18 protein-coding genes are annotated in these 23108 nt (G+C 66.3%); 8 read left to right on the top strand and 10 right to left on the bottom strand.

Annotated elements, in window-relative coordinates; all coding sequences use genetic code 11:
• Window positions 1–75: 75 nt before the first annotated feature.
• On the bottom strand, window positions 76–1317 hold the full coding sequence (locus AC1Q7F_RS16655) for an HlyD family secretion protein (RefSeq protein ID WP_492508821.1): 1242 nt from the start codon (window positions 1315–1317) through the stop codon (window positions 76–78).
• 368 nt (window positions 1318–1685) lie between these two features.
• Here AC1Q7F_RS16655 and lepA point away from each other — a divergent pair, with 368 nt between their 5' ends.
• The 3 genes from lepA (at window position 1686) to AC1Q7F_RS16640 (ending at window position 7254) form a co-directional block, all read left to right on the top strand.
• Window positions 1686–3488 (top strand): translation elongation factor 4, encoded by a 1803-nt coding sequence (gene lepA / locus AC1Q7F_RS16650; RefSeq protein ID WP_492508819.1) that lies wholly within the window; start codon window positions 1686–1688, stop codon window positions 3486–3488.
• Between the two features lie 240 nt (window positions 3489–3728).
• The gene (locus AC1Q7F_RS16645) at window positions 3729–4568 is read left to right on the top strand and encodes a hypothetical protein (RefSeq protein WP_492508817.1); all 840 of its coding nucleotides are present in this window, start codon (window positions 3729–3731) and stop codon (window positions 4566–4568) included.
• Between the two features lie 187 nt (window positions 4569–4755).
• The gene (locus tag AC1Q7F_RS16640) at window positions 4756–7254 is read left to right on the top strand and encodes an esterase-like activity of phytase family protein (protein WP_492508815.1); all 2499 of its coding nucleotides are present in this window, start codon (window positions 4756–4758) and stop codon (window positions 7252–7254) included.
• A 49-nt stretch (window positions 7255–7303) separates the two neighbouring features.
• On the opposite strand, the gene AC1Q7F_RS16635 is transcribed toward AC1Q7F_RS16640, so the two are convergent.
• Genes AC1Q7F_RS16635 through AC1Q7F_RS16605 form a run of 7 tightly spaced genes read right to left on the bottom strand, consistent with a single transcriptional unit; the run spans window position 7304 to window position 13114 of the window.
• Entirely contained in the window at window positions 7304–8431 is a 1128-nt protein-coding gene (locus AC1Q7F_RS16635; protein WP_492508813.1) for a nicotinate phosphoribosyltransferase, read from the bottom strand.
• Between the two features lie 47 nt (window positions 8432–8478).
• Window positions 8479–9666, bottom strand: coding sequence for a DUF1501 domain-containing protein (locus AC1Q7F_RS16630; RefSeq protein ID WP_492508811.1), 1188 nt, complete (start codon window positions 9664–9666; stop codon window positions 8479–8481).
• 2 nt (window positions 9667–9668) lie between these two features.
• Window positions 9669–10994 carry a DUF1800 domain-containing protein gene (locus AC1Q7F_RS16625; RefSeq protein WP_492508810.1) on the bottom strand — a complete coding sequence of 442 codons (1326 nt, stop codon included), beginning with the start codon at window positions 10992–10994 and terminating at the stop codon, window positions 9669–9671.
• Window positions 10995–11032: 38 nt separating this feature from the next.
• Complete coding sequence (locus AC1Q7F_RS16620) at window positions 11033–11524, bottom strand: periplasmic heavy metal sensor (RefSeq protein WP_492508809.1); 492 nt, start codon at window positions 11522–11524, stop codon at window positions 11033–11035.
• On the bottom strand, window positions 11521–11982 hold the full coding sequence (locus AC1Q7F_RS16615; protein WP_492508807.1) for a hypothetical protein: 462 nt from the start codon (window positions 11980–11982) through the stop codon (window positions 11521–11523). The genes AC1Q7F_RS16620 and AC1Q7F_RS16615 overlap by 4 nt, the downstream gene beginning before the upstream one ends.
• Before the next feature lie 40 nt (window positions 11983–12022).
• Window positions 12023–12667, bottom strand: coding sequence for an RNA polymerase sigma factor (locus AC1Q7F_RS16610; protein ID WP_492508805.1), 645 nt, complete (start codon window positions 12665–12667; stop codon window positions 12023–12025).
• Window positions 12668–12682: 15 nt separating this feature from the next.
• Complete coding sequence (locus AC1Q7F_RS16605; protein WP_492508803.1) at window positions 12683–13114, bottom strand: EF-hand domain-containing protein; 432 nt, start codon at window positions 13112–13114, stop codon at window positions 12683–12685.
• Window positions 13115–13376: 262 nt separating this feature from the next.
• Here AC1Q7F_RS16605 and AC1Q7F_RS16600 point away from each other — a divergent pair, with 262 nt between their 5' ends.
• The 4 genes from AC1Q7F_RS16600 (at window position 13377) to AC1Q7F_RS16585 (ending at window position 16684) form a co-directional block, all read left to right on the top strand.
• The gene (locus AC1Q7F_RS16600; RefSeq protein ID WP_492508801.1) at window positions 13377–14198 is read left to right on the top strand and encodes a hypothetical protein; all 822 of its coding nucleotides are present in this window, start codon (window positions 13377–13379) and stop codon (window positions 14196–14198) included.
• Window positions 14199–14255: 57 nt separating this feature from the next.
• Window positions 14256–15002 carry a metallophosphoesterase family protein gene (locus tag AC1Q7F_RS16595; protein ID WP_492508799.1) on the top strand — a complete coding sequence of 249 codons (747 nt, stop codon included), beginning with the start codon at window positions 14256–14258 and terminating at the stop codon, window positions 15000–15002.
• Between the two features lie 67 nt (window positions 15003–15069).
• The gene (locus tag AC1Q7F_RS16590; protein WP_492508798.1) at window positions 15070–15858 is read left to right on the top strand and encodes an aspartyl/asparaginyl beta-hydroxylase domain-containing protein; all 789 of its coding nucleotides are present in this window, start codon (window positions 15070–15072) and stop codon (window positions 15856–15858) included.
• Window positions 15833–16684 carry a class I SAM-dependent methyltransferase gene (locus tag AC1Q7F_RS16585; RefSeq protein ID WP_492508797.1) on the top strand — a complete coding sequence of 284 codons (852 nt, stop codon included), beginning with the start codon at window positions 15833–15835 and terminating at the stop codon, window positions 16682–16684. Before AC1Q7F_RS16590 ends, AC1Q7F_RS16585 begins: the two co-directional genes overlap by 26 nt.
• A gap of 1 nt (window position 16685) precedes the next feature.
• Here the strand turns inward: AC1Q7F_RS16585 and AC1Q7F_RS16580 are convergent, their stop codons facing one another.
• Window positions 16686–19202, bottom strand: coding sequence for a cation:proton antiporter (locus AC1Q7F_RS16580; protein ID WP_492508796.1), 2517 nt, complete (start codon window positions 19200–19202; stop codon window positions 16686–16688).
• 243 nt (window positions 19203–19445) lie between these two features.
• Between AC1Q7F_RS16580 and AC1Q7F_RS16575 the strand changes: the two genes are divergently transcribed.
• A complete protein-coding gene (locus tag AC1Q7F_RS16575; RefSeq protein ID WP_492508794.1) occupies window positions 19446–21680 on the top strand; it encodes a GGDEF/EAL domain-containing response regulator in 2235 nt (744 codons plus the stop codon).
• 118 nt (window positions 21681–21798) lie between these two features.
• On the opposite strand, the gene AC1Q7F_RS16570 is transcribed toward AC1Q7F_RS16575, so the two are convergent.
• Complete coding sequence (locus AC1Q7F_RS16570; protein ID WP_492508793.1) at window positions 21799–23016, bottom strand: sensor histidine kinase; 1218 nt, start codon at window positions 23014–23016, stop codon at window positions 21799–21801.
• Window positions 23017–23108: the final 92 nt, after the last annotated feature.

Genomic DNA, 23108 nt, shown 5'->3' with positions numbered 1-23108 from the left:
GCCACTTGCGGCGGACAGGGATTCTATATCAATAACCTGCATTTCAACTCTCCATATTTTGATTTGGCAAATTGCCTAACTAGTCAGTTTTTGGGTAATTCTGAACTCGCTAAACAGAAAGTCGATGAGGTTGATCCTCTGGAGGGTAATGTCCGCTTTTACCGTCATATCCGTACGCAGCTGGATGATCGCATCACTGGCTGCAACGCCTTCGCGGTCGAGAAGCACCGATACAAGGTAGCTTGGTTCAACGGGCTGGAATGGACCGACTACCTCCTGTGGTAAGAGCATGGTCTGCCCTACCGTATGCACAGACCCGCCATAGGTCCCGAAATGTTGGTGTGGGAATGCATCATACATCAACTGCACCCGCTGCCCTGGCTTGACGAAGCCGATAGCACGGCTTGGCAAATACAGTTCGGCCTGCAAGGTAGCTCCCTCCGGGACCAGTGCGAGTACCGGCTTGGCCGGATCTAGCCGTTGCCCAGGAGTAGCTTGCAAGGCTGTCACCATCCCCGCCATCGGCGCGCGCACCAGCTGCCCGCCCTGGGCATCCACCTCCGCCAGACGCTGGCGCAACTCTGCCTGACTGGCCGACAGGCGCGACATTCGGTCGGCGCTGTCCAGAGGGGTGCGGTCACGGTCGATGCGTGCCTGGGACAGGTCGGCGGACAGGGTGGTGATGCGCTGGTCGATGGCGGCCAAGCCCTGTCGCTGGCTCAACCATGCCTCCTCCCGCGCCCGAAACTCCGCCTCTGACACAAAGCCCTTAGCCCGTAACTCGCCCAGCGCCCGCAATCGCGCCTCTGTCACCGATGCGCGTTCGGCCTGCAATGCCCGCTGAGTTTCCAGGCTGGGCAGTTCGGCCATCAAGCCATTGATCCGGGCCGACAGGCGGGCATTATCGGATTGCAGGCGCGATTGTTCGGCCCCGATCTGTTCCTCCAGCAAACTGACCTGCCGTTGCAGTCCGGCGCGCATGGCGGCGTCCAAAGTGCCGCCGCCGGCCAGCCCGTGGCTGGTATCCACCACGAACAGCGGGTCCCCCACCGCCACCAGATCGCCATGCCCGACCATCAACCGGGTCATGATCCCCGGTCGTGGGGCCGCTACCCGCGCAACCCCTTCCCGTGGGGTCAGATACCCTGTCACCGTTTCCTTGCGCGCATATTCCGCCACCGATGCATAGACCAACGCCGTGACAACCGTCGCGGTCAGAAAGCCGGTGATTGGTGCCCATCCCTTATTGTTCAATCCCAACGGGATCGATTTGGGTCTGGCCGTTAGGGCGGGGATGGGGCGGAAAGTCAGGGTCACGTTGTTCCTATAAGAGATTATGAGACGATATTATCTCGAAAACAGGCGTACATTGGTTAACGTGACGTTAAAATGTCTACCCACCCGGTTGGCGTCAACCCGAAACCGATCATTAATGCAATTTTTCAGTATCTGCACATTCATGTATTACTCGCACCGCGACGTTGCCGATAAGTTGAAATGTAATTCAGATTATGACATCGGTTTCCATGGCCCACCCAGAGGCGAATCGGGTCCGGAAATGCCTGCGCTGTCCGCACCGTCGCTGCACACCACCCCTGCCGCCCACCGACCCGCACGGAGATTGCCATCCGCCGCACCACCCCCTATCTTCGCGACCAACCCTTCATCCTGGCGCACACGAGTCCATGACCGACCTGTCGAAAATCCGTAACTTCTCCATCATCGCCCATATCGACCATGGCAAGTCGACGCTGGCCGACCGTCTGATCGAGTTCTGCGGCGCCATCGAGGCGCGGGACATGAAGGCGCAGATGCTCGACAATATGGATATCGAGCGCGAGCGCGGGATCACCATCAAGGCGCAGACCGTGCGCCTGGAATATAAGGCCAAGGATGGCGAGACCTATCAGCTGAACCTGATGGACACGCCGGGCCATGTCGACTTCGCCTATGAGGTCTCGCGCTCGCTGGCAGCCTGCGAAGGCTCGCTGCTGGTGGTCGATGCCTCGCAGGGCGTGGAGGCGCAGACCCTGGCCAATGTCTATCAGGCGCTGGATGCCAATCACGAGATCGTGCCCATCCTGAACAAGGTGGATCTGCCGGCGGCCGACGTGCCGCGTGTGAAGGCGCAGATCGAGGATGTGATCGGGCTGGATGCGTCGGACGCGGTGGAAATCTCTGCCAAGACCGGCCTGAACATCGAAGGCGTGCTGGAGGCCATCGTCACCCGCCTGCCGCCGCCCAAGGGCGATGCCGAGGCGCCGTTGCAGGCCCTGATCGTCGACAGCTGGTACGACGCCTATCTGGGTGTCGTCATCCTGGTCCGCGTGGTCAATGGCGAGCTGAAGCTGGGCCAGAAGGTGCGCTTCATGGCCACCGGCGCCACGCGTGAGCTGGACCGCGTCGGCTTCTTCACGCCCAAGAAGATCGCGGTGGACAAGCTGGGTCCGGGCGAGATGGGCTTTGTCACCGCCGCCATCAAGGATATCCGCGACACCAAGGTCGGCGACACCATCACCGAGGAACGCCGGCTGGCCCCCGCCGCCCTGGCCGGGTTCAAGCCGTCGATCCCCGTGGTGTTCTGCGGCCTGTTCCCGTCGGATGCGGCGGAGTTTGAGCATCTGCGCGACAGCCTGGGCAGGCTGGCGCTGAACGATGCCAGCTTCCAGTATGAAACCGAAAGCTCGGCGGCGCTGGGCTTTGGCTTCCGCTGCGGGTTCTTAGGGTTGCTGCATCTGGAGATCATCCAGGAGCGGCTGGAACGTGAATTCAACCTGGACCTGATCACCACGGCGCCGTCGGTCGTGTACAAGATGCACATGACTGACGGCAAGATCATCGACATGCACAATCCGGCCGACATGCCGGACGTGGTGCGCATCGACCATATCGAGGAGCCGTGGATCAAGGCCACGATCATGCTGCCCGACGAGTATCTGGGCGGTGTGCTGGCGCTCTGCACCGAACGGCGCGGCGTGCAGAAGGACCTGACCTATGTCGGCGGCCGGGCCATGATCATCTATGAGCTGCCGCTGAATGAGGTGGTGTTCGATTTCTATGATCGGCTGAAGTCGATCAGCCGCGGCTATGCCAGCTTCGATTACCAGCTTGAGGAATATCGCGAGGGCGACCTGGTCAAGATGTCGATCCTGGTGAATGGGGAGCCGGTGGACGCCCTGTCGATGATCGTCCATCGCAGCCAGGCCGAATATCGCGGCCGCCAGCTGTGCGAACGGTTGAAGGACCTGATCCCCCGCCACCTGTTCAAGATCCCCATCCAGGCCGCCATCGGCGCCAAGGTGGTGGCGCGCGAGACCATCGCCGCCATGCGCAAGGACGTGCTGGCCAAGTGCTATGGCGGCGACATCAGCCGCAAGCGCAAGCTGCTGGACAAGCAGAAGGAAGGCAAGAAGCGCATGCGGCAGTTCGGCGAGGTCGAAATCCCGCAGAGCGCGTTTATCGCGGCCCTCAAGATGGGCGACAACTGAGCGGATTTACGGCTTGGTATCTGTTTTAGAGGGGCGGGCCTGTGGGTCCGCCCTTTCTCATTTCGGGCTACCCCGGCGGGCGTGCCGCATTTTTGTCATGCTTTGGCGACCAAATGGGTTGCGTCGCCCCGTTGATGCCTTATTGTCATATTAATCGAATGTTCCATGGGGTGGGTCGGAAGTCACAGGCTGTTGCCGGATCGGTCTGGTAGGCTATGCTGCAATTGCGGGGAGGGACGGATGGGGAAGCGGAAAGGTCTGCTGGCGATGCTGTCGCTGTTCGCCGCCATGCCGGCCCTGGCCGAGACGGCGCAACCCACGATCTTCGCCATCCGCTTCAACAATGTGGCCGCCCCGTCCACCCAATATGTGGGGCCGCTGCCCACCGCCCCCGCTGCCACCGTGACGGAGGCACCCCTGGTGGTGTCCGACCCCGTGGAGGGGCGCCGGGCCGTGATGGCCACCCTGTCGGACTGGATCGGCCGGATTTATGACGGCGCGCTGGCCCGGTTCACGGGCGATACGCCTTCCGTCGCTGGCGCCACCCCCATCCGTGTCGCCGCCGATCCGCGCGCCTATCAGGCGGCGGGCCTGAAGGCCGATGCGCAGCTGCGGGCGCTGGGCCTGGACAGCAAGGTCGGCATGCGCATGGGGACGGAGGGGATGCGCCAGACCCTGCGCCTGTCGCGCGGCTGCGATCAGACCTTTCTGCCCAACACCGTCTCCGGCGACATGGCCGGCGGTTTCGGCGCCCTGTCGGGCAGCGTGCAGACCAGCTGGGGCAGTGCCTGCACCGCGGGCCAGACCGGTTGGCGGCTGACGGCCGGCATGGTGGCGCTGGGCACCGAGAATGCGGGTCCCAACCTGGGCATGGAATACCGCCCCCGGACCGGCAGCATGGTCGCTGATCTGACCGGCCTGTCGGCTGTCAAGGCGCAGGTCGCCGATACCGGCGGCAGCGTCGGGCTGGAGGCGCCATTCCCGCTGATCCGCATCGACCGGATGAATCTGAATGCCGACATGAGCTGGGACGGGCAGGGCGGCACGGCCCTGATGCTGGCGACCCGGTTGAAATTTTAAGACCGGGCTGTCCATAAGCCATGTCGCAATTGCGCGGCTGCATATATTTTACGCGGAACACACTATATATCCCATTCTTCACGTCGCTTGCATGACTTGAAATAATTCTGTCACTCAAACCGCAACGTTACTGTCATCAGCACTCGATATCAGCCGCCCATCCAAGTTCGAATCTTGTGGGGGCATCATGAAACAATCGTTCCGCGGCGCGCTGCTGGCCAGCGCGCTGAGCCTTTTGACGCTGCCGGCGCTGGCCCAGTCCGCGACCAGCGTCACCCTGAACGGCGCGACCTTCACGAACCAGGGGCTGCAGGGCGTGGGGCGCCTGTCGGCCTCCCTGCGTGACAAGTTCGGAGAGACGTTCGGGTCGATGTCGGCCATGCAGATCGACCTGCGGTCCTGGCACCGCAATGCCGACGGCTCCTATGCGGGCACGCTCTATGCGCTGCCCGACCGTGGGTACAATGTGGCGGCGACCACCAATTATATTCCGCGCTATAATGTGGTGTCGCTGACCTTCAATCCCTATACGGGGACCGCCGTCGCACCGCAGAACCAGATTGGCCTGTCGCTGGTCGATACGATCCAGTTCAAGGACGGCGCCGGCACGCCGTTCAGCGGCCTGGACCCGGCCTCCACCGGTAGCGCCCTGACCTATCGCCCGGCGGCCAATGGCCTGCCCAATCTGCCGCTGACCGGCACCGGCCGTCTGGCGCTGGACCCAGAGGGGTTCGTGCAGGCCTTCGACGGCACCATCTGGGTCAGCGATGAATATGGCCCCTACATCTATCACTTCACGGCGGACGGCACGCTGATCTCCGCCATCGCCCCGCCGGCCAGCCTGCTGCCGCTGCGCAATGGTGCGCTGAATTTCGGCGCGGCCGAGGCCAATCCCGCCAACCCGACGCGCGGGCGTCAGAACAACCAGGGCCTGGAAGGCCTGTCGCTGTCGCCCGACGGCAAGACGCTGTGGGTGGCGTTGCAGTCGGCGGCCGTGCAGGACCTGAATATCGCCAGCACGAATACCAGCCGCCGCAATACGCGCCTGCTGGCCTATGATGTGTCCAACAGCGCGTCGCCCGTGCTGAAGAGCGAGTATGTCATCCAGCTGCCCATGTACAACAATAATGGCAGCCCGACGGGTGCGTTGAACCGCGTCGCGGCACAGTCGGAACTGCTGGCGTTGAACAATACCCAGTTCCTGCTGCTGTCGCGTGACGGCAATGGCTATGGTGCCGCCGCGACGCCCAACAGCAGCCCCACCAGCTTTTACCGCCGCATCGACCTGATCGATGTGACGGGGGCGACCAACATCGCCGGCACCGCCTATGATACCGGCACTTCCATCGCCCCGAACGGCGTGCTGGTCGCCAATATCACACCGGTGCAGTTTGCCAGCTTCATCGACATGAACAACGCGTCGCAGCTGGCCAGGTTCGGTCTGGTAAACGGCGCCACCAACAATGTGAATTGCCGGACCCAGTGCCTGTCGGAAAAGTGGGAAGCGCTGGCCCTGGTGCCGGCCCTGGACGTGGCCAAGCTGGATGATTTCTTCCTGTTTGTCGGCAATGACAATGATTTCGTCACCCAGAACGGCTTTCAGGTGGGCCAGGCCTACAGCGATGCGTCGGGTGTCGAGAATGACACGATGCTGCTGGCCTATCGCCTGACCCTGCCGACCTATGTCGACCCGATGGCGACCGAGAGCCAGGCGGTGACCGGCCCCGCCATCGGCCAAGCGCTGGGTGAAACGGCGCTGGCGGCCAATGCCGCCGCCTCCGCCGACCTGACGGGCCGCACGCAGGCCATCCGGGCGGGCCTGGCCAACCGGTCGGAAGGCAGTTTCGAGCTGTCGGCCGGCGGCAACTGGAACGCGCTGGCCCGTGATGATCAGGACAGCAAGCGCCTGTCCAAGCCGGAAAGCTGGTCGGCGGGCGTGGCGGGCGACTATGCCCTTTCCGGGTCGGTGCGCATCGGCCTGGCCGTCAACTATGCCGACACGGACAGTGATTTCGGCACGCTGGGCGGGGCCACGGTGACGGCTTGGGGTGTCGGTCCCTATGCCACCCTGTCGCTGCCCGGTGGTTTCTATGCCGACGCCAGCTATCGCTATATCGACCTGAAGGTGGAAGATATCAGCCGCAACACCTTCGCCTATAACCTGACCGGTACGGGCGAAACGGAAGGCAAGGGCCATCATGCGGGCGTGGAGTTCGGTTCCGTCGCCACGGCCGGCAGCCTGCGGTACGGCCCCATTGTCAGCTTCAATTATGACCGGGTGGAGCTGGATGCCTGGAGCGAGACGGGCGCCCTGCACCTGAACCTGGACCATTCCGATCTGGCCGAACAGCAGCTGTTGCTGAATGTCGGTGGGCAGGTATCGACCAGCATCGATCTGGGGGAGGGCCGGGTGGCGGTTCCGGAACTGCGGTTCGGGTATCAGGAAGACCTGATCAAGGACGATGGTCAGACCTATGCCACGATCCTGTCCAACCGTCGTACCAGCGCCCTGGGCACCCATACCGCCATCCTGCCCGATCCGCAGGGCGATGGCTTCCGCGCCGGTCTGGGCCTGGCCGTGCAGGTCAGCGACAATGCCAGCCTGTACGTGAATGGCGACACGCTGTTCGTGGAGGATGATACGCCCGACTATACGCTGGGCCTGGGCCTGCGCGTCGGGTTCTGATCGGTGGGTATCATGCGCTTGTGAAGGGGGGCGGGTGACCGCCCCCTTTTCATTTCCGCAGCAGGAATTCCCGCCCGACCTTCACCCGCTTCACGCCGCCATAGTCGACAATATCGGCGGTGGCATAGGTTTCCGCCCATTTGTCGGGCAGGTAGCTGCCGGTGCCCACCACGTCGATGGGGGCCTTGGCGTCGGCCATGACACGGCATTTTTCCGGGGAAAAGCCGCTGCTGGCCACGATCTTCACCTTCGTGAACCCGGCCGCGTCCAGCTTTTCACGCAAATGATGGATGGCGGCGGCGGACACGCCGGCGCCGATCAGGTGGCGCATCTCCGTTTCATCGCGATAGCCCCGGATGGCGGCCGGCGCGTGGCGATCCAGCACGGCGTAGCTGCTGGGCGGGTCCAGCCCTTCCAGGAAGCGGCCCCCCGGCGTGTCGATGCGAAGCGACAGGTCACCGGCCGCCGCCATGTCGGGAAAGCGGCGGCAGACGGCGAGTGCATCCGTCACCTCGTGTCCGAAATAATCGACCAGCACGGTCATCGGCTGTCCGGGGAAGGTTTGCGCATACATCTCCGCCGCCCGCACGGTGGAGCCGGCATAGCCGATCAGGGCATGCGGCATGGTGCCCAGCCCCTTGTCATGGCCGAAATAATGGGCGGTGGCGTCGGTGGCATTGCCCACGAAGCCCACGGCCCCATCGCGGCGCCGGGCGCGGGATGATCCGACCGAGGCCGCATAGGCCATGATCTCCGCCATCTCCGTGCCGGCGCAATGGCGGGCATCCATGGCTAGGAACGCCACCTTGGGCAGGCCCGCGCACATCATATAGGCATTGTAGGCGGCCACGCAGGCGGGGCCCAGTTTCATCAGGAACAGGGTTTCCAGTTCCACCATCTGGCTGAACGGGCCGGTGATCCACATCATCGGCTCACCAGCCCCGACCCATTTCGTCTCTTCGTAATTAAGCTGGATGTCGGGCGTGAAGCCGCGTTCGGCCGCCACCGCTTTCAGCCAGTCCAGCGCCAGCCGGGGGGCGAAGACCACAGGCCGGCGCATGAACACGGCATAGGTCACGGGCTGGTCGCCGAACTTCTCCACGATGGCGCGGGTGCGCTGGAAATAGACGTCGGTCCAGTCGCTGACGGCATCGGCGGCGGGGGGCGTGTGGGTCATGGGGCCAGGGTCCGGCATTGACAGTTGGCCCCATCATAGCCTGCCCGTCACGCCCGGAGCAAATCCGGCAATGCCCGCACGGATTTGGCATCGGGGAAGACATGTTTGTCGATTTCCGCCGAGGCCAGACCCAGGTGGGCTGCCAGGATGCCCTTCAGCAGGGCGCGCATGTCGGTGGTCGGCGCCAGGTCGCGGCCTTCATACAGCTTGTCATCGCGCAAGGTCGGCCAGTCACCCAGCACGCGCCCCCCCTCCACCGCACCACCGGCCAGCAGGGCCACGCCGGCCGTGCCATGATCGGTGCCGCCGCCGCCATTGGGCCGCACGGTGCGCCCGAACTCTGTCACCACGGCGATCAGGGTCTGGTCCCAGACGCCCACCATGGCGTTGCGCAGCACCACCATGGTCTCCGCCAGCTGGCCCAACGCATTGGGCAGGCGGCCCTGCACACTGCCCTGGCCGACATGCGTGTCCCAGCCCGACAGTTCCAACGTGGCCACGCGCGGGCCGGCGGGGTCGGACAGCATGCGGCCCGCGGTTTCGGCCAGGATCAACCGGTCCTTGCCGCCCTCCCGCTTCTTGTTGCCGTCCATGCCGGCGGCCATGTCGGCCACACCCAGCCCGGCGGCCAGCGCCGGACCCAGTACAGGGTCGTCGCTGTAGAGGCCGGCGACGCGGTCCATGAAATCCATGGTCGGTTCCGGCAGGGGCGACGGTGCCCAGCTGGCCACCGGCACCGACCCGCGCAGCACCAGGGGCACGCCCTGGCCCAGCGACAGGCCCAGCCCCTTGCCGCCGCCATCCAGCCGGGCCAGCGCCCGGTTCAGCCAGCCGGTATCGCCGCCGGCGCGGATGCCGCCGGTATCCAGCAGGTCCTGGGCATCGAAATGGCTGCGCTCGCGATAGGGCGTGGCAATGGCCTGCACGGCCAGCAGCTGTTTCTGCCCCCACCATTCATGCAGGGGGGCGAGTGCCGGGTGCAGGCCGAAGCGTCCGTCCAGATCCAGCACCCCGCCTTCCTGCCCCGGCTCGGGCAGGGCCAGATTGGCGCGGATGGTGCGATAATCGGGATCCCCATAGGGCACGACGGCGCCCATCCCATCCATGGCGCCGCGCAGCACGATCAGCACCAGCCGCCGGTCGGTGCCCGCCGCCGCCAGTGACAGGCGGGGGGCCGAGGCGGCCAGGATGCCGGCGGCCCCAGCGGCGATGAAGTGACGACGATGCATGTGCATGATCACCTCCGTTGAAAGGCGGGGGAGGACAGGGCCAGACCCAGCGCTTCGGCGGGGCTGGGGGCACGGGCGATGGCTTGGCGCAGGCCGGCATCGGCCATATCGCCCAATGCTGTATCCAGCAGGGCGCGGGCATCGACCTTGGCCCCCACCCGCTGGCCGAAGGCCAGCGACCAGTCGATGCGGCGCAGGATGGCGTCCGGCCCGGTCCAGCCGGCGGCATTGTCGGGCCAGCCGGCGGGCGACGGGGCGGCGAACGGCATCTGGCCCAGCAGGCTGAGCGCGTTGACCAGCCGGTCGTCCGGCACCTCCACCGCGCTGGCGCGCAGCGTGGCGACGACGAAATCGTTGGGGCTGCGCATCTTGGCCAGCGGTTGTGCCCAGGCGGCGTCCAGGCGGACCAGGGTGCGGGTGACCGTGGCCAGATTGCCGCCGCTGTTGTGGAAGCTCTTGGCCAATGCTGTGATGGCAGCCGGCGGCGGGTCGTCGGCGATGAAATGGCGGGCCAGCTTGCGGGCGACATGGTTGGCGGTGGCGGGATGGGCGCACAGCATGTCGATGGCGGCGGGTGCTTCGGCTATGCCGCTGTCGGGGATGCGCTGGCCCAGCAGGATTTTCTCGCCGGGCTGGTGGCGGCGCTCCACGAAATCGGCCGTCCCCCCGTCCTCGCTCAGCGTCCAGCCGGTCAGGATCAGGGCCATGGCGCGCACATCATCCTGATGATAGCCGCCATCCACGCCCAGCAGATGCAGCTCCAGCGCCTCCCGCCCCAGATTCTCGTTCAACCCCTTGTCGCGGCGCTGCCCGGCGACGCTGTCGGGGCCGAAGGACTGGGCATTGTCCAGATAGATCAGCATGGCCGGATGCAGGATCGCGGCCCGCGCCATGTCGCGGAAATTGCCCATTATATAGGGACGGATGGCCTCGGTCTCGTACGCCAGGCCCAGGGGGGCGACCACGGGGCGCTGGGTGGAAATGGTGAAATGGTTGGACCAGAACTGCACCAGCCGTTCCTGCAACGGCGCGTCACTGGTGGCGGCCAGGCGGGTGCGGATGGCGACATCGGCGCGATAGCGTTCCCGGGCCCGCTTCTTGGCCATTTCCTCCGCCTCGCCCTTGGCCTTGCGGGCGGCCAGATAGTCCGCCACGCGGATCGCCGAACCCTCATGCCCGGTCAGCGGGGCGGGAAGGGGGCGGGGGGCCAACTGGCCTTCGACCCAGCCGCGCGGGTCGGACTTCACCTTGTCGAGATCGCCGGCCCCGGCGCCGAAGCCGAAGCGCGACAGGGCATGCGCCGCCAGCAGTCCTGGGGCGTTGGTCATCACCATGATTGATCCTCCTGTCGGCTAACGTCTTGTCAGGCCAGTCAGTTCCCTTCCGGCCGGGGCGGCGGCGGCGGTGGGCCGTCCTTGCCCGGCGGCTTGTCATCGGGCTTGCCCTTGCCATGGTCGGGCGGTGGCGGGGGCAGGGTACCGGCGGCTTGCGCCGCGGCCATCCGTTCCACGATTGTACGGTGCAGTTTTTCCTGGATGCGGCCGGTCTGCAGACGCAGGTCGGCCAGGGCGGCATCGGCCTGGGCCGCGTCGAAGGGACGCTGGCGCAGGGCGTCGGCCACGGCGCGGCGGGCGTCACGCAGGGCCTGTATCCTGGTCTGCACCTCCTCGTCACGGGTGCGCACCATCCGGTCAATCTCCGGCCGCAGCGGGTGCGGCACCAGGCCCATCAGCCGGTCGACGCTGCTGGGCGCACGGTCGCCGCCGCCGCGCAGCCAATGACCGGTGAAAATGCCCAGGACGGCCAGATTGCCGGCGGCCGACAGGACCAGCAGCACCGACAGGATCAGGGTCGACCGTTTCATTGCGCATTCTCCAGATCGACCGCGTCATCATAGCTCGTGTCACTCAACAGGGAGGCCAGTTCCTCAACCCCCGTCTGCTCCCCGGCCGAAGCGGCGGGCGGCACCACCAGCTGGCCATAGCCCAGGACGAAGCCGATCAGGCCGGCCGCCGTCACCGTGGCCATGCCCGCCGTCCAGCGGCGCCAGCCATCGATCAGCATGCGGCCCAGCGACGGGGCGATGGCGCCGCGCGGATGGTCCAGGGGGATGTCCAGCACGGCGCGGCGCAGGTCCGGCCCGGCCAAACTTTGCGGCAGACCTGCCAGCGCGTCCTCCAGCACCCGTTCGGTATCCAGCAGGGCCTGCAGATCCGCATCCACGGCCAGCGCCCGGTCGGCAGCAAGCCGCAGCGGGGCGGGCCAGCGGGCGGGGTCGGCCCCGTACCGGTCCAGAAGATCAAGGAATTCGCGTTTCGTCATGGCAGCCACCCTTGGCCGGTACGTCGAGAAAGAAGGTTTTTCACGCGCCCCATCCCGCCAGCTTTTCCCGAAGCGCGCGACGCGCCCGGACCAGCAGGCTTTCCAGGGCCTTGACGCTGACATCCAGCGCCCTGGCGGCTTCCGCATTGGAAAGGCCGCCATCATAGGTCAATGTCACCGCCGCCCGCAGCCGGTCGGGCAGGTCGGCCACGGCCGCCGCAACGGCGGCTTTGGTACGCCGGTCGGCCAGCGACCGTTCCTGGTCCATGGCCGGGTCGGCGGGATCGCCCGCCGCCTCCAGCGCCGCCATGGGCGTGCGGCGCGTCCTGTCCAGGCACAGGTTGGTCGTCACCCGGTAGAACCAGGTGGCGAACCGTGCCGCACCAGGATCGAAGCGGTCGGCGTGGCGCCAGAGGCGCAGGAACGCCTCCTGCGCCACATCCTCCGCGTCGGCCTGGTTGTTCAGGATGCGCCGGGCGATGGTGACGGTGCGGTCCAGGTGGCGGTCGACCAGCAGACCATAGGCCCGCCGGTCGCCACAAGCGACCCTTGCCACCAACGCCTCGTCCGTCTCACCCGCATCGTTCAAGATGACGTCCTGCCTGTCGTGCGCCCAAACCCCGCCCGTGGGCGCCGTAGCCGTTCCCACCATCCTACGTTTCGACAGGCCGGCCGTCATGCTCATCGCGCAGGCTTCCGGTTACTTGCCGTCGCCGTGGGCACGGTCCCGCTTGCGGTCGCGCATCGGGTGGTCGCCGCGTTCCGGCTTGAAGGCCGTGAATTCGGCCTGGGTGACAGTGCCGTCCTTGTTGGCGTCCATCTTGTCGAACAGGGCCAGTTCGTGCTCCTGCTTGGCGGCTTCACGGGCAGCCTCGGATGCCGCCGGGAAATCGGCGCGCTTCACCTTGCCGTCGCCATCCTTGTCCAGCTTCTTGAAATGGTCGGCCTTGATGGCGGCCCTTTCGGTGTCATCCAGCTTGCCATCCTTGTTGGCGTCGTACTTGGCCAGCATCTCGGCGCGCAGGCCCCCCATGGGGCCTTCGGTGGGACCGGGAGCGGGCTGAGCGATGGCAGGTGCGGCCAGCAGCGCCGAAACGGCCAGGGCGGCAATGGTGCGGTGGGAGATGGTCATTTGCGAAACTCCGTATGGGGATCAGCCGCCGGCCTTTCCGGCGGCGGGGAACGAAGTCGGGTCAGGCGCCATTCCGTTTCGTTCAATCCTGATACGGCCGGGGCCGGAGATCCCTGCATTATGCCTTTCAGGAAAAAGATGTATCGCTAATGGAATAGTGATAATAACGGTATGTTAACGCTGTCGGCGGAACCGGTCACAGAGGGGCCGTTTCGCCGCGCATCAAGGCAACCAGGCGATGGCGCCGGCGCGGGAGAACAAGTTGAGGGGGGTCGTCTACGGGCGCAGCCTTGATTTCAGGCCGCTGCCGCCCGACCCGGATGTTTTGGGTTCGGCCATCAAGCTGACCGACGTGGAAGCCGTGCAATTGCCGCAGCGGGGATGGCGCGACCATCTCCGCCTATTCCTGCAATCCTCCGGCCTGACCTCGGTGCCTACCGTGGTCCGTTTGCGCTGGCAGGCGCATGAGGTCATCGACTGGCTGCAATCCTCACTGCTGGGCAAGGGCCGGGGCAAGCGCGGCTCCATCTCCCACCCCATACAACTGATGTCGGCCATCGAATTCCTGATGGCCATGCCGGGGGAGCTGGAGGCGGAACGGCGGATCATGCACACGCTGATCGGCCGCGCTCTGCTGGAATATCGCAAGCGGGTCAGCGCCAACCGCGAACGGCCGCTGCAGTTCGTCAAGGAGGCATCGAGCCATTTCTTCGCGGGCTTCAAGGAACAGCAGATGCTGTCCAAGACCAGTACGCCGGGGGAACAGTTCGCCACCGTCCAGCGCATCTACAACAGCTATTATTTTTTCCGCGCCTATTACATCTTCGCCATCCTGTCGCGGGAACCGCCGGAGAGTGGCGGCAAGCTGTTCTCCAAATTCATGCGCGCCTGTTTCTTCATGTCGACCATCCAGGATGACGGCTCCATCGCGCCCAAGCCCTCCTACCGGCAATTGCCGCCCAAGGAACAGGTGGTGTTCCTGGCCAAGCGCGATGTGGCGCTGCAATCCCGCCTGCGCGAGGATGAGGCGCTGCGCAATGAATTGCAGAACCTGCTGCGGTTTTTCCGCCCCTTGCGGGGATGAGGTTCTTGTCCCTCAGGCGCCTGGCGCCTGAGGGAACACAAAAAAGTGAGAGGCAGCATGCGGATCGCCGTCATTTCCGATGTCCATGGCAATCTGGGGGCCCTGACTGCCGTGCTGGCCGATATCGATCGGCAGGCACCCGATCTGCTGGTCGATCTGGGGGACAAGCTGTCGGGGCCGCTGTTCCCGGCGGAAACGGCCGACATGATGATGGGCCGCGACATGCTGCATATCGCCGGTAACCATGAACGCCAACTGCTGACCCTTCCGGTGGACCGGATGGGCATGTCCGACCGCCATGCCCATGGCGTGCTGGCCCCCCATCACCGCGACTGGCTGGCCGGATTGCCGCCACAGGCGGAACTGGCGGGGGGAGAGGTGCTGCTGTGCCATGGCACGCCGGCATCGGACCTCACCTATTTCCTGGAGGAGGTGGGGGCGTGGGGCAGCCGTCCCGCCGCCCCTGCCCTGGTGGCCGAACGGGCAGGCGATATCGTGGCGCGGGTCATCCTGTGCGGTCATTCCCATGTGCAGCGTTCCGTGCGCCTGACGGACGGGCGGCTGGTGGTCAATCCCGGTTCCGTGGGGCTGCAGGCCTATGAGGATGATCATCTGGCCCTGCATCGCAACGAGATGGGCAGCCCGCATGCCCGCTATTGCCTGCTGGAACAGGCGCGCGGCCAATGGGCGGTGACCCTGCGGGAAGTCACCTATGACTGGGACGCGGCGGCGGATCTGGCGGCGTCGCGGGGGTCGCAAGCCTGGGCGCGGGCCCTGCGCTCGGGGCGGGTGGCCCAGGCCTGAAGGCTGGACGCAGATGCCGGATAAGTGTGTAGTGTGGCCACCCACTCATCCGGAGAATGTGTGCGTCATGGTTGCCTGCCCGGAAGAAGCCGAACAGCCCTGGCAACGTGAAACCCGGCTCTGCGGGCTGCTGCTGCATGCGCCGGCTGACCTGACAATTGACGCGGTGGCGTTGCGGGCGCAGTTCCTGGCGCTGCTTCCCAGCATTGGTCCGGACATGCCCGGCTTTTGCGGGGATGCCGCATGCCAGACCGAATGGTGCTTGCTGGACCTGCTGGCCCGTCGCCCGCCCGGCGATAGGATGCCGCCCGAACCGCTTCCGGGTCTCTTGCCCATGCCCATGGCGGCGGCGCTGGCGGCGCGGCCGGACTGGCAGGTGCTAGGGATGCATCTGGCCCGGCAGAGGCCCGGCGGCGGACTGCCCTGGCACTGGGACGACCAGGGCCTGCACCAGTCGGAAATCCGCCTGATCATCCCCATCCAGGCGCCGGCGGGGTCAGTGACGCGGATCGGGCATGAAAGCATCGCCTATCCCGTGGGGCGGGCCTGGACGGCGGATTTCACCCCTGTTCATGAGGTGTGGAACCACGGGGGCGAGGATCGGATCACCCTGGTGCTGGACATCGCCGTGTCGCCGACGGTGACGGCCCTGTTTCCGCCAGCCCTGGCGGCGGATGCGGGCGCGCGCGAAGCCCTGGCCCTGCGCACGCGCGAACTTCTGCTGAAATTCTGGCAACCCGCGAGGTCCGCCGTGCCGGTGCCTCCCTTCCAGGGGCAAGGTCGATGCGATAGGCTGTCGCCCTCACGCCCGCCGCCAAGGAAGCCGCCGCATGAACCCGCATGTTCCCGACAGTGACGGCAGCTATCTTTATTACGACAGCGACTATCCGTGGCCCGACGATATCGCCGCCGACCCGGCGCTGCTGGTATCCGCCGCGCGGCAGGGCATCCTGCATGACGTGTCGCATTATGTCGGGCTGGCGCGGGAACTGGCGGAGATGCTGGGGCGGCCGCCGCGTGTGATGGAATTGGCCTGCGGCACGGGCCGCCTGTCCATCCCGCTGGCCCGCGCAGGGTTTTCCGTGATCGGCGTCGACGCGTCCGCCACCATGCTGGCCGGGTTTGAGCGGCGGTTGACGGTGGAGCGGGCGGACGTGGCGGCGCGGATCACGACGCACCGCGGCGACGTACTGGATCTGGATCGGCCGGAAAAGCAGAACGACCTGTTGGTCATGGGCTTCAACCTGCTGATGCTGATCGCCGATTTCGACAGCCAGCTGGCGGTGCTGGAACGGGCCCGTGACCATCTGGCGCCGGACGGGGTGCTGGCCCTGGACGTTATGAACCCGCTGGTCATGCCGCTGGCCGCCACCCAGGTGCCGGAAACCGCCTATACCCGCGTCAACCGCCGCACGGGCAATCTCTATACGAAATTCGCCATGGTCGGCATGCTGGATGACCGTCAGGTCCAGCGCAACCACGGCTGGTATGACGAGGTGGTGCCCGGCGGCGCCGTCCGCCGCACCCATTACCATTTCGACTGGCGCCCGCTGTTCCGGTACGAGCTGGAATTGATGCTGCGGCTGGCGGGGTTCGGCATCGTGCGGGTGGATGGCGATTTCCAGGGATCGCCATTCGAGGCCGGGTCGACCAAGATGGTGGTGGTGGCGCGGCGGGTATAGTTCAGGCCGAGAGCCGCTGCGCCACGGCGCTGTCGATATGGGCCTTCAGGTCGGGGTCGCTGCTGTACAGCCGGTTGAAGTCGCGCTTGTCCAGCAGCAGCAGCTGACAATAGGCGATGGCGGTGACATCGGCATTGCGCGGCTGGTCCAGGACCAGGGCGATCTCCCCGAAGAAATCGCCGCTGCCCAGGCGAATGGGCACCTCCAGCCCCGGCACATGCACGGCCACGGCGCCGGACGAGACGAAATAGACCGTGTCGCCCCGCTCCCCCTTGCGCACAATGGTCTGCCCGGGGAAATAGAGGCGCGGGCGCAGCAGCCGTTCGATGCGGGCCAGACGGTCGGGCGCCAGCCCGCTGAACAGGGGCACGCGGCTGATCAGTTCATGCGTGGCCAGGCCCAGATCCAACTGCGGCGGCTTGCTGACAAGCTGCCAGCGCTCGCGCAGATCGCGTTCAAGGTCGTTGAGGATTTCCCGGCTGATCAGCGCCTCTTCGAACAGCGACTGGGTGGACCGTTCCTCCATGCGCAGGCCGGCGCGGATCAGATATTGCGACTGCACGGCGTCCAGATAGGCTGGATATTGCAGGCGGATGCTGTCCAGCACCTCCTCCACCACCTGCAGGCGGGTGGTCAGGCGGGTGCGCACGGCCTCTGCCGCCTGCTTGCCCAGCATGGGGGCCAGCCGGTCCTGGCTGAACTGTGACAGTTCCCGCAGGCAGAAGCGCAGGGCTGTCAGCATGGCATAACGTTCGGCCAGCCGTGCCGATACCGGCCGTTCCCAGCCGAAGCGCCGGTGCAGCCAGAGCGCCAGCCGCAGGGCCCGGCCGGGACGCAACTGCTTGGCCGCCACTTTCTCATAGGCCGATGCCCCGCCGGTCTTCAGCGCGTCCTGCAACCGGCCCGCGGCGGCGGCCAGCGTCTGTACCGACAGGCGGGAGATGACGCCGTCGCGGAAATAGGCGAGATAGCGCTGCTCCTCGAACCGGGCCAGGGTGGACAGACCGATATAGACCCGGTCGTCCAGCGACAGGGCGCCATACCGGCTTTCCAGATCCAGCTGTTCCTGCGCCAGTTCCGCCCCGCGTTCCATCAGCGGATCGACGGCATGGGCCGCGTCCAGCCCGAACCGTTCCGCCACATCCTCCAGGTCGCGGCGGACATTGCTGAGCGACAGGCCGACCGCACGGTTGCGCAAGGCCTGTTCCACAGGGGTCAGCCGGTCCAGCTTCAACACGCGGATCAGGGGGCGCAGCGTGGTGCCCTGCACGAACAGGGTGAACAGCACGAAGCCGGTGACCACTACGGCCACATGTTCCTGGATATAGTCGGGCAGCGACTGGTGTTCGGTCACGGCCAGGGCCAGGGCGAGCGACACGGCGCCGCGCAGGCCGCCCCAGGTCATGACGATGCGATAGCGATTGCTGATCCGGTCCGACGCGCCGATCCAGCCCAGCACGGGCAGGATGCCGAAGATTACCAGCGCGCGGGCCACCAACGCCGCCAGGATCAGGGCGCCCAGCAGCGCGAAATGGCTCCATTTCGCATTCATCAAGGTGGGCGGTACCAGCATGGAGGCGAACAGGAAGATCAGCGAATTGGCCCAGAAGCCCAGCTGGCTCCACACCTGTTCCAGGCCCGACCAGCTTTCCGGGCTGATGCGGGTGCGCCCGGCCGATGCCATGACCAGCCCCGCCACCACCACGGCCACCACGCCCGACACATGCAGGTAATGTTCGCCCAGGATGAAGGCCAGATAAGCCAGCGCCACGGTCAGCGTAATCTCCGACAGGGTCTGGTTGCGCAAGGGCGTGACCACCAGCGCCGTCAGCCAGCCCAGGATCCAGCCCACCGCCACCCCGCCCACGAACTTGAACACGAAATCGAAAGCGGCGGCGGTCAGATCCGGCTCCCCCCCCTGGGTCAGCATGCCCAGCAGCAGGGTGAACAGCACGATGGCGGCGGCATCGTTGAACAGGCTTTCGCCCTCCACCAGGATGGTCAGCCGGCGCGGTGCGCCCAGGTCGCGGAAGATGGAGACCACGGCTGCAGGGTCGGTGGTGGCGATGATGCTGGCCAGCAGCAGGCAGACGATCAGCGCCTTCTGTGTGGGCATGCCGTGCCACAGGCCCCAGACCCACCACATGGCCAGCCCGGCGATGACGGTACAGACCAGCACGGCCACGATGGCCAGTAGCAGGATGGGGCCCAGATCGTCCAGCATGCGCCGCACATCCACGCCCAGCGCCGTTTCGAACAACAGCACGGGCAGAAAGATGTACAGGAAGGCGGCCGATGTCAGCTCCACCTCCCCGATCGCATTGATGAAGGCGGTGACCGGTCCCGTGACGTCATGGTTCATGCCGCCCCCGGCATGCAGCAGCAGCCCGATGCCCACGCCCAGGGCCGCCAGTACCACTGTGTAGGGCAGGCCCAGGCGCTTGGCCAGCGGCGGCAGCAGGCTGACCAGGGCCAGCAGACCGGCGACGGCCAAAAGCGTGTTGATCAGGGTTTCCATGGGCGCACGCTGCCGGGGGCGGAAGGATGGGGCGCAGAATGGCATGGAAGCGCGGCCCTTCGCCAGCACCGGCAACCGGCGTCGGTGGCAGGTCGCCCCTGCGCCATGCTTGCCGCTGTCAAGGTGGTGGCGTAGGCTCACGCTCTTGATTTATCTGTGTTCATAGAAGGCGGCCGTGCCCTTGGCGGGACAGGCGGCCCCAGCATGGGAAAGGGGGCCTTTGGGCCCCAGGGGGCGACAGGAATGGCGGAGGATCTGCTGTATTTCGCGGCGGAGCCGGCTTCGGCTCCGGCTTCCCCGCCGGTGCCACCCTGGCTGGTCCTGATCGTCGATGACGATCCGTCTGTCCATTCCGTCACCAAGCTGGCGCTGCGCGACATGAGCCACGCCGGCCGCAAGCTCTTGTTCCTGTCCGCCTATTCGGCGGCCGAGGCGCGGCAGATGCTGGCCGTGTATCCTGACATCGCCCTGATCCTGCTGGATGTGGTGATGGAGGACGACGATGCCGGCCTGCGCTTCGTCCGGACGGTACGGGAGGAGATGCGCAACCATGATGTCCGCATCATCCTGCGCACCGGCCAGCCCGGCCAGGCGCCGGAACGCGAAGTGGTGGAGCGCTATGACATCAATGATTACCGCGCCAAGGACGAACTGACGGCCCGGCGCCTGTGGACATCGGTGTTCACCGCGCTGCGTGCGTTCGAGCAGATCCGCGCGCTGGACCGCCACCGCGCCGGCCTGGCCCATATGCTGGACGCCACGGCCCGGCTGTTCGGGGAGCATGACACCGAACGGCTGGCCTATGGCGCCATCGATGCCCTGGCCGGGGTGGCGGGTCCTGGGGCGGGTGTGCTGCTGGTCCGTTGCGACCGGCTGCCCGGTGCCATCGCCGGCGAACCGCGCCTGCTGGCCGGCATCGGGGAAGGCGGGCTGGCGATGACGCCCGGTGCCCTGGCCCATCTGGTGCCGGCGGAGATCGGGCAGCAGGTGGCGGCAGCCCTGGCGGAAGGGGTGCCGCTGTCGGGGGATGGTTGGTTCGCGCTGTCGGCCAGCCTGTCGGATGATGCCGCCATCGTCCTGCATTTGTCGCGCCTGCCGCCCGACCGGCGCCCGGATGCCGGCATGCTGTCGCTGTTTGCCCGCACGGTGGCGGTCGGGCTGGAGAATGCACGGCTGGTGGCACAACTGTCCAAGGACCGCACCCATGACCGGGCCACCGGCCTGCTGAACCGCCTGGGCTTCATCCAGGCCATCGAGGCCCGTCTGTCCCGGATGCCGGCCGGAGGGGCTGAAAGCGTGGCCGTGGGCATCATCGACCTGCGCCATTTTCGCGACATCAACCAGGAGCTGGGCGTGGCCGCCGGCGACCGCCTGCTGATCACCACGGCGCAGCGTGTGGCGGACGCGGCAGGGCCGGGGGCGATCAGCGGGCGCACGGGGGCCGATCAGTTCGCCCTGCTGCTGCCGGGTTCGCCCATCCTGTCGGCCGCCCGCGACCAGGTGCATGCCGTCGCCACCGCTGTCAGCGAACCGCTGATGCTGGCGGGGCGGGAGGTGCATCCCATGTCCTCTCCCGGCCTGGCCTGGTGCAATTGCACCGGCCGGCATGGGGAGGAGTTGCTGGCCCGCGCCGAGGAGAGCATGCAGGCCTCCAAGCGCGCCTATGGCCGTCTGCAGGAGGTGGTGATCGGCGCCGACCGGGTCGAGGGCGGGCGCATCGGCCTGACCATGGAACTGGGCACCGCCCTGAAGCAGGGGCAGTTCGAGCTGTATTACCAGCCTATCGTCGATGCCGCCACGCGTGAGGTGGTGGCGTTCGAGGCGCTGGTGCGCTGGAACCATCCGTCACGCGGCATCGTCATCCCCGCCGCCTTCATCCCCACGGCGGAGGAAACCGGCCTGATCGTGCCCATCGGCACCTGGGTGATGCGCGAGGCGGCCTTGCAGACGGCCGAATGGACCCGCCGCGCCGGGCGGCCCGTCTGGGTCTCCGTCAATATCTCCGCTGCCCAGCTGTCCGAACCGGGTTTCCTGGACAATGTGCAGGACGTGATCCGCGACAGCGGTGTCGACCCCACCCTGCTGAAGCTGGAAGTGACGGAAAGCACCATCATCGGCGATCCGGCCCATGCCGCGGAAATCCTGTCCGGCCTGCGGGAACTGGGGATCAGGCTGTGCATGGATGATTTCGGCACGGGCTATTCCAACCTGTCCTATCTCCAGACCCTGCCGTTCGATTTCCTGAAGGTGGACCGCGCCTTTGTAACCAGCATGATTGACCGCTTCGAAAGCCGCACCATCCTGCGCACCATGCTGGCACTGGCCCAGCAACTGGCGCTGGAAGTGGTGGCGGAAGGGGTGGAGACCGATGAACAGGCGGACGAACTGTCGCGCCTGGGCTGCGGCTTCCTGCAGGGCTATCTCTATGGCCGCCCCATGCCGGCGGCGGATGCGGGGCGGTTGATCGGGTTGGGGTGATCCGGTCGGGTTAACTGACATTTATCCACCATTTAACAGCCTCACCGTGCATGATGCCTCGCGCAAGAACCGGTCATACCGGCTTGGCGATGCGTTCGACCGGGACGTGCCGTAACCCTCACGTCCCCTTGCGCGGAAAGGCCACCACGAAGCGGGTGCCGTCGTTGACCCGGCTGTCCACGTCGATGCGGCCGCCCAGCCGCTGGGTCACCAGATTATAGACCAGATGCAGGCCCAGGCCGGAGCCGCCGGCATCGCGCCTTGTGGTGAAGAACGGGTCGAATATGCGGGGCAGGGTGGCGGCATCGATGCCGCGGCCATCATCGGCCACGGCCAGTTCCACCCAGTCTGGGGTGCCGGGCGACGGACGCAGGGTGACGCGGATGGTGCCCGCCACCTCCCGGCCCGTGAACGCGTGGGTCAGGGCGTTCATCACCAGGTTGGTGACGATCTGGGCGATGGCGCCCGGCGCGCTGTCCACCACCAGCCCCTCATCCAGCCGGGCATCCAGCCGGTGGGGCAGGCGGCGCAGCTGCGGCTGCAGGCTGCGCAGCACCTCGCCCACATAATCGCCCAGGTCGAAGCGGCGGGCCTGGTCCGTGGTCTGGTCCACGGCCACCTGTTTGAAGCTTTGCACCAGGTCGGCGGCGCGGCTGATATTGCCCAGGACAAAGCCCATCGCCTCCGTCGCCGAGCCCACATAATCCTCCAGGTCGGCGCGGCGCAGGCTGCCATCACGATAGGCCTTGGCGAAACGGTCGGTATCCTGGGCAAAGGCGGTGGCGGCGGTGACGGCCACGCCCAGCGGCGTGTTGATCTCATGCGCCACGCCGGCCACCAGCCCACCCAGCGCCGCCATCTTTTCCGCCTGGATCAGGTCATGCTGGGTGGCGCGCAGCCGTTCCAGGGTGCGGGCCATCTCCTCCGCCGTCAGGCGCATGACGTCGATGCCCTGGCCGATGCCGGTGGCCTTGCCGGCCGCATCGACCAGCACGAAGCCACGATGCAGCGCGTCGGGCTTGCGTTCGGCGATCAGGCTGTTGAGGGCCGACAGGCCGGTATCCATCGGCACCAGCAGCGGCTGGCGGTCGGCCAGATGGGTAACGGGCCGGCGGGCATAGAGGTCGCGGCCATAGCGCTGGGAGAAATGCAGCAGGAAGGTGGCGCGGTCGGCCAGAGCTTGGGGCTCCCCGCCCTTGTCCAGGACGATGACACCGGGCAGGGCAGGGTCGCGCTGGAACAGCTCCGCCACGGCACCGCAGCTGGTCTCCGGCCCCACCGATGGCGCGGTACGGCAAAGCCGCGCCGCCGTCCAGGCGGCGTCGCCGGTCTTCATGCCTGTCACCTGCGCCGCGTGCCGATCCACCCTTGCCCCCGATTGCTTGGGAGGAAATCCGGAAGTCATGCCAGAAAGCCATGAAGGATTTG

This window comes from Niveispirillum sp. GW835-FHT14G11, from assembly GCF_058793615.1.
Note: the sequence above shows the minus strand (reverse complement) of the source record. Positions and strands in the feature narration are given on the sequence as shown.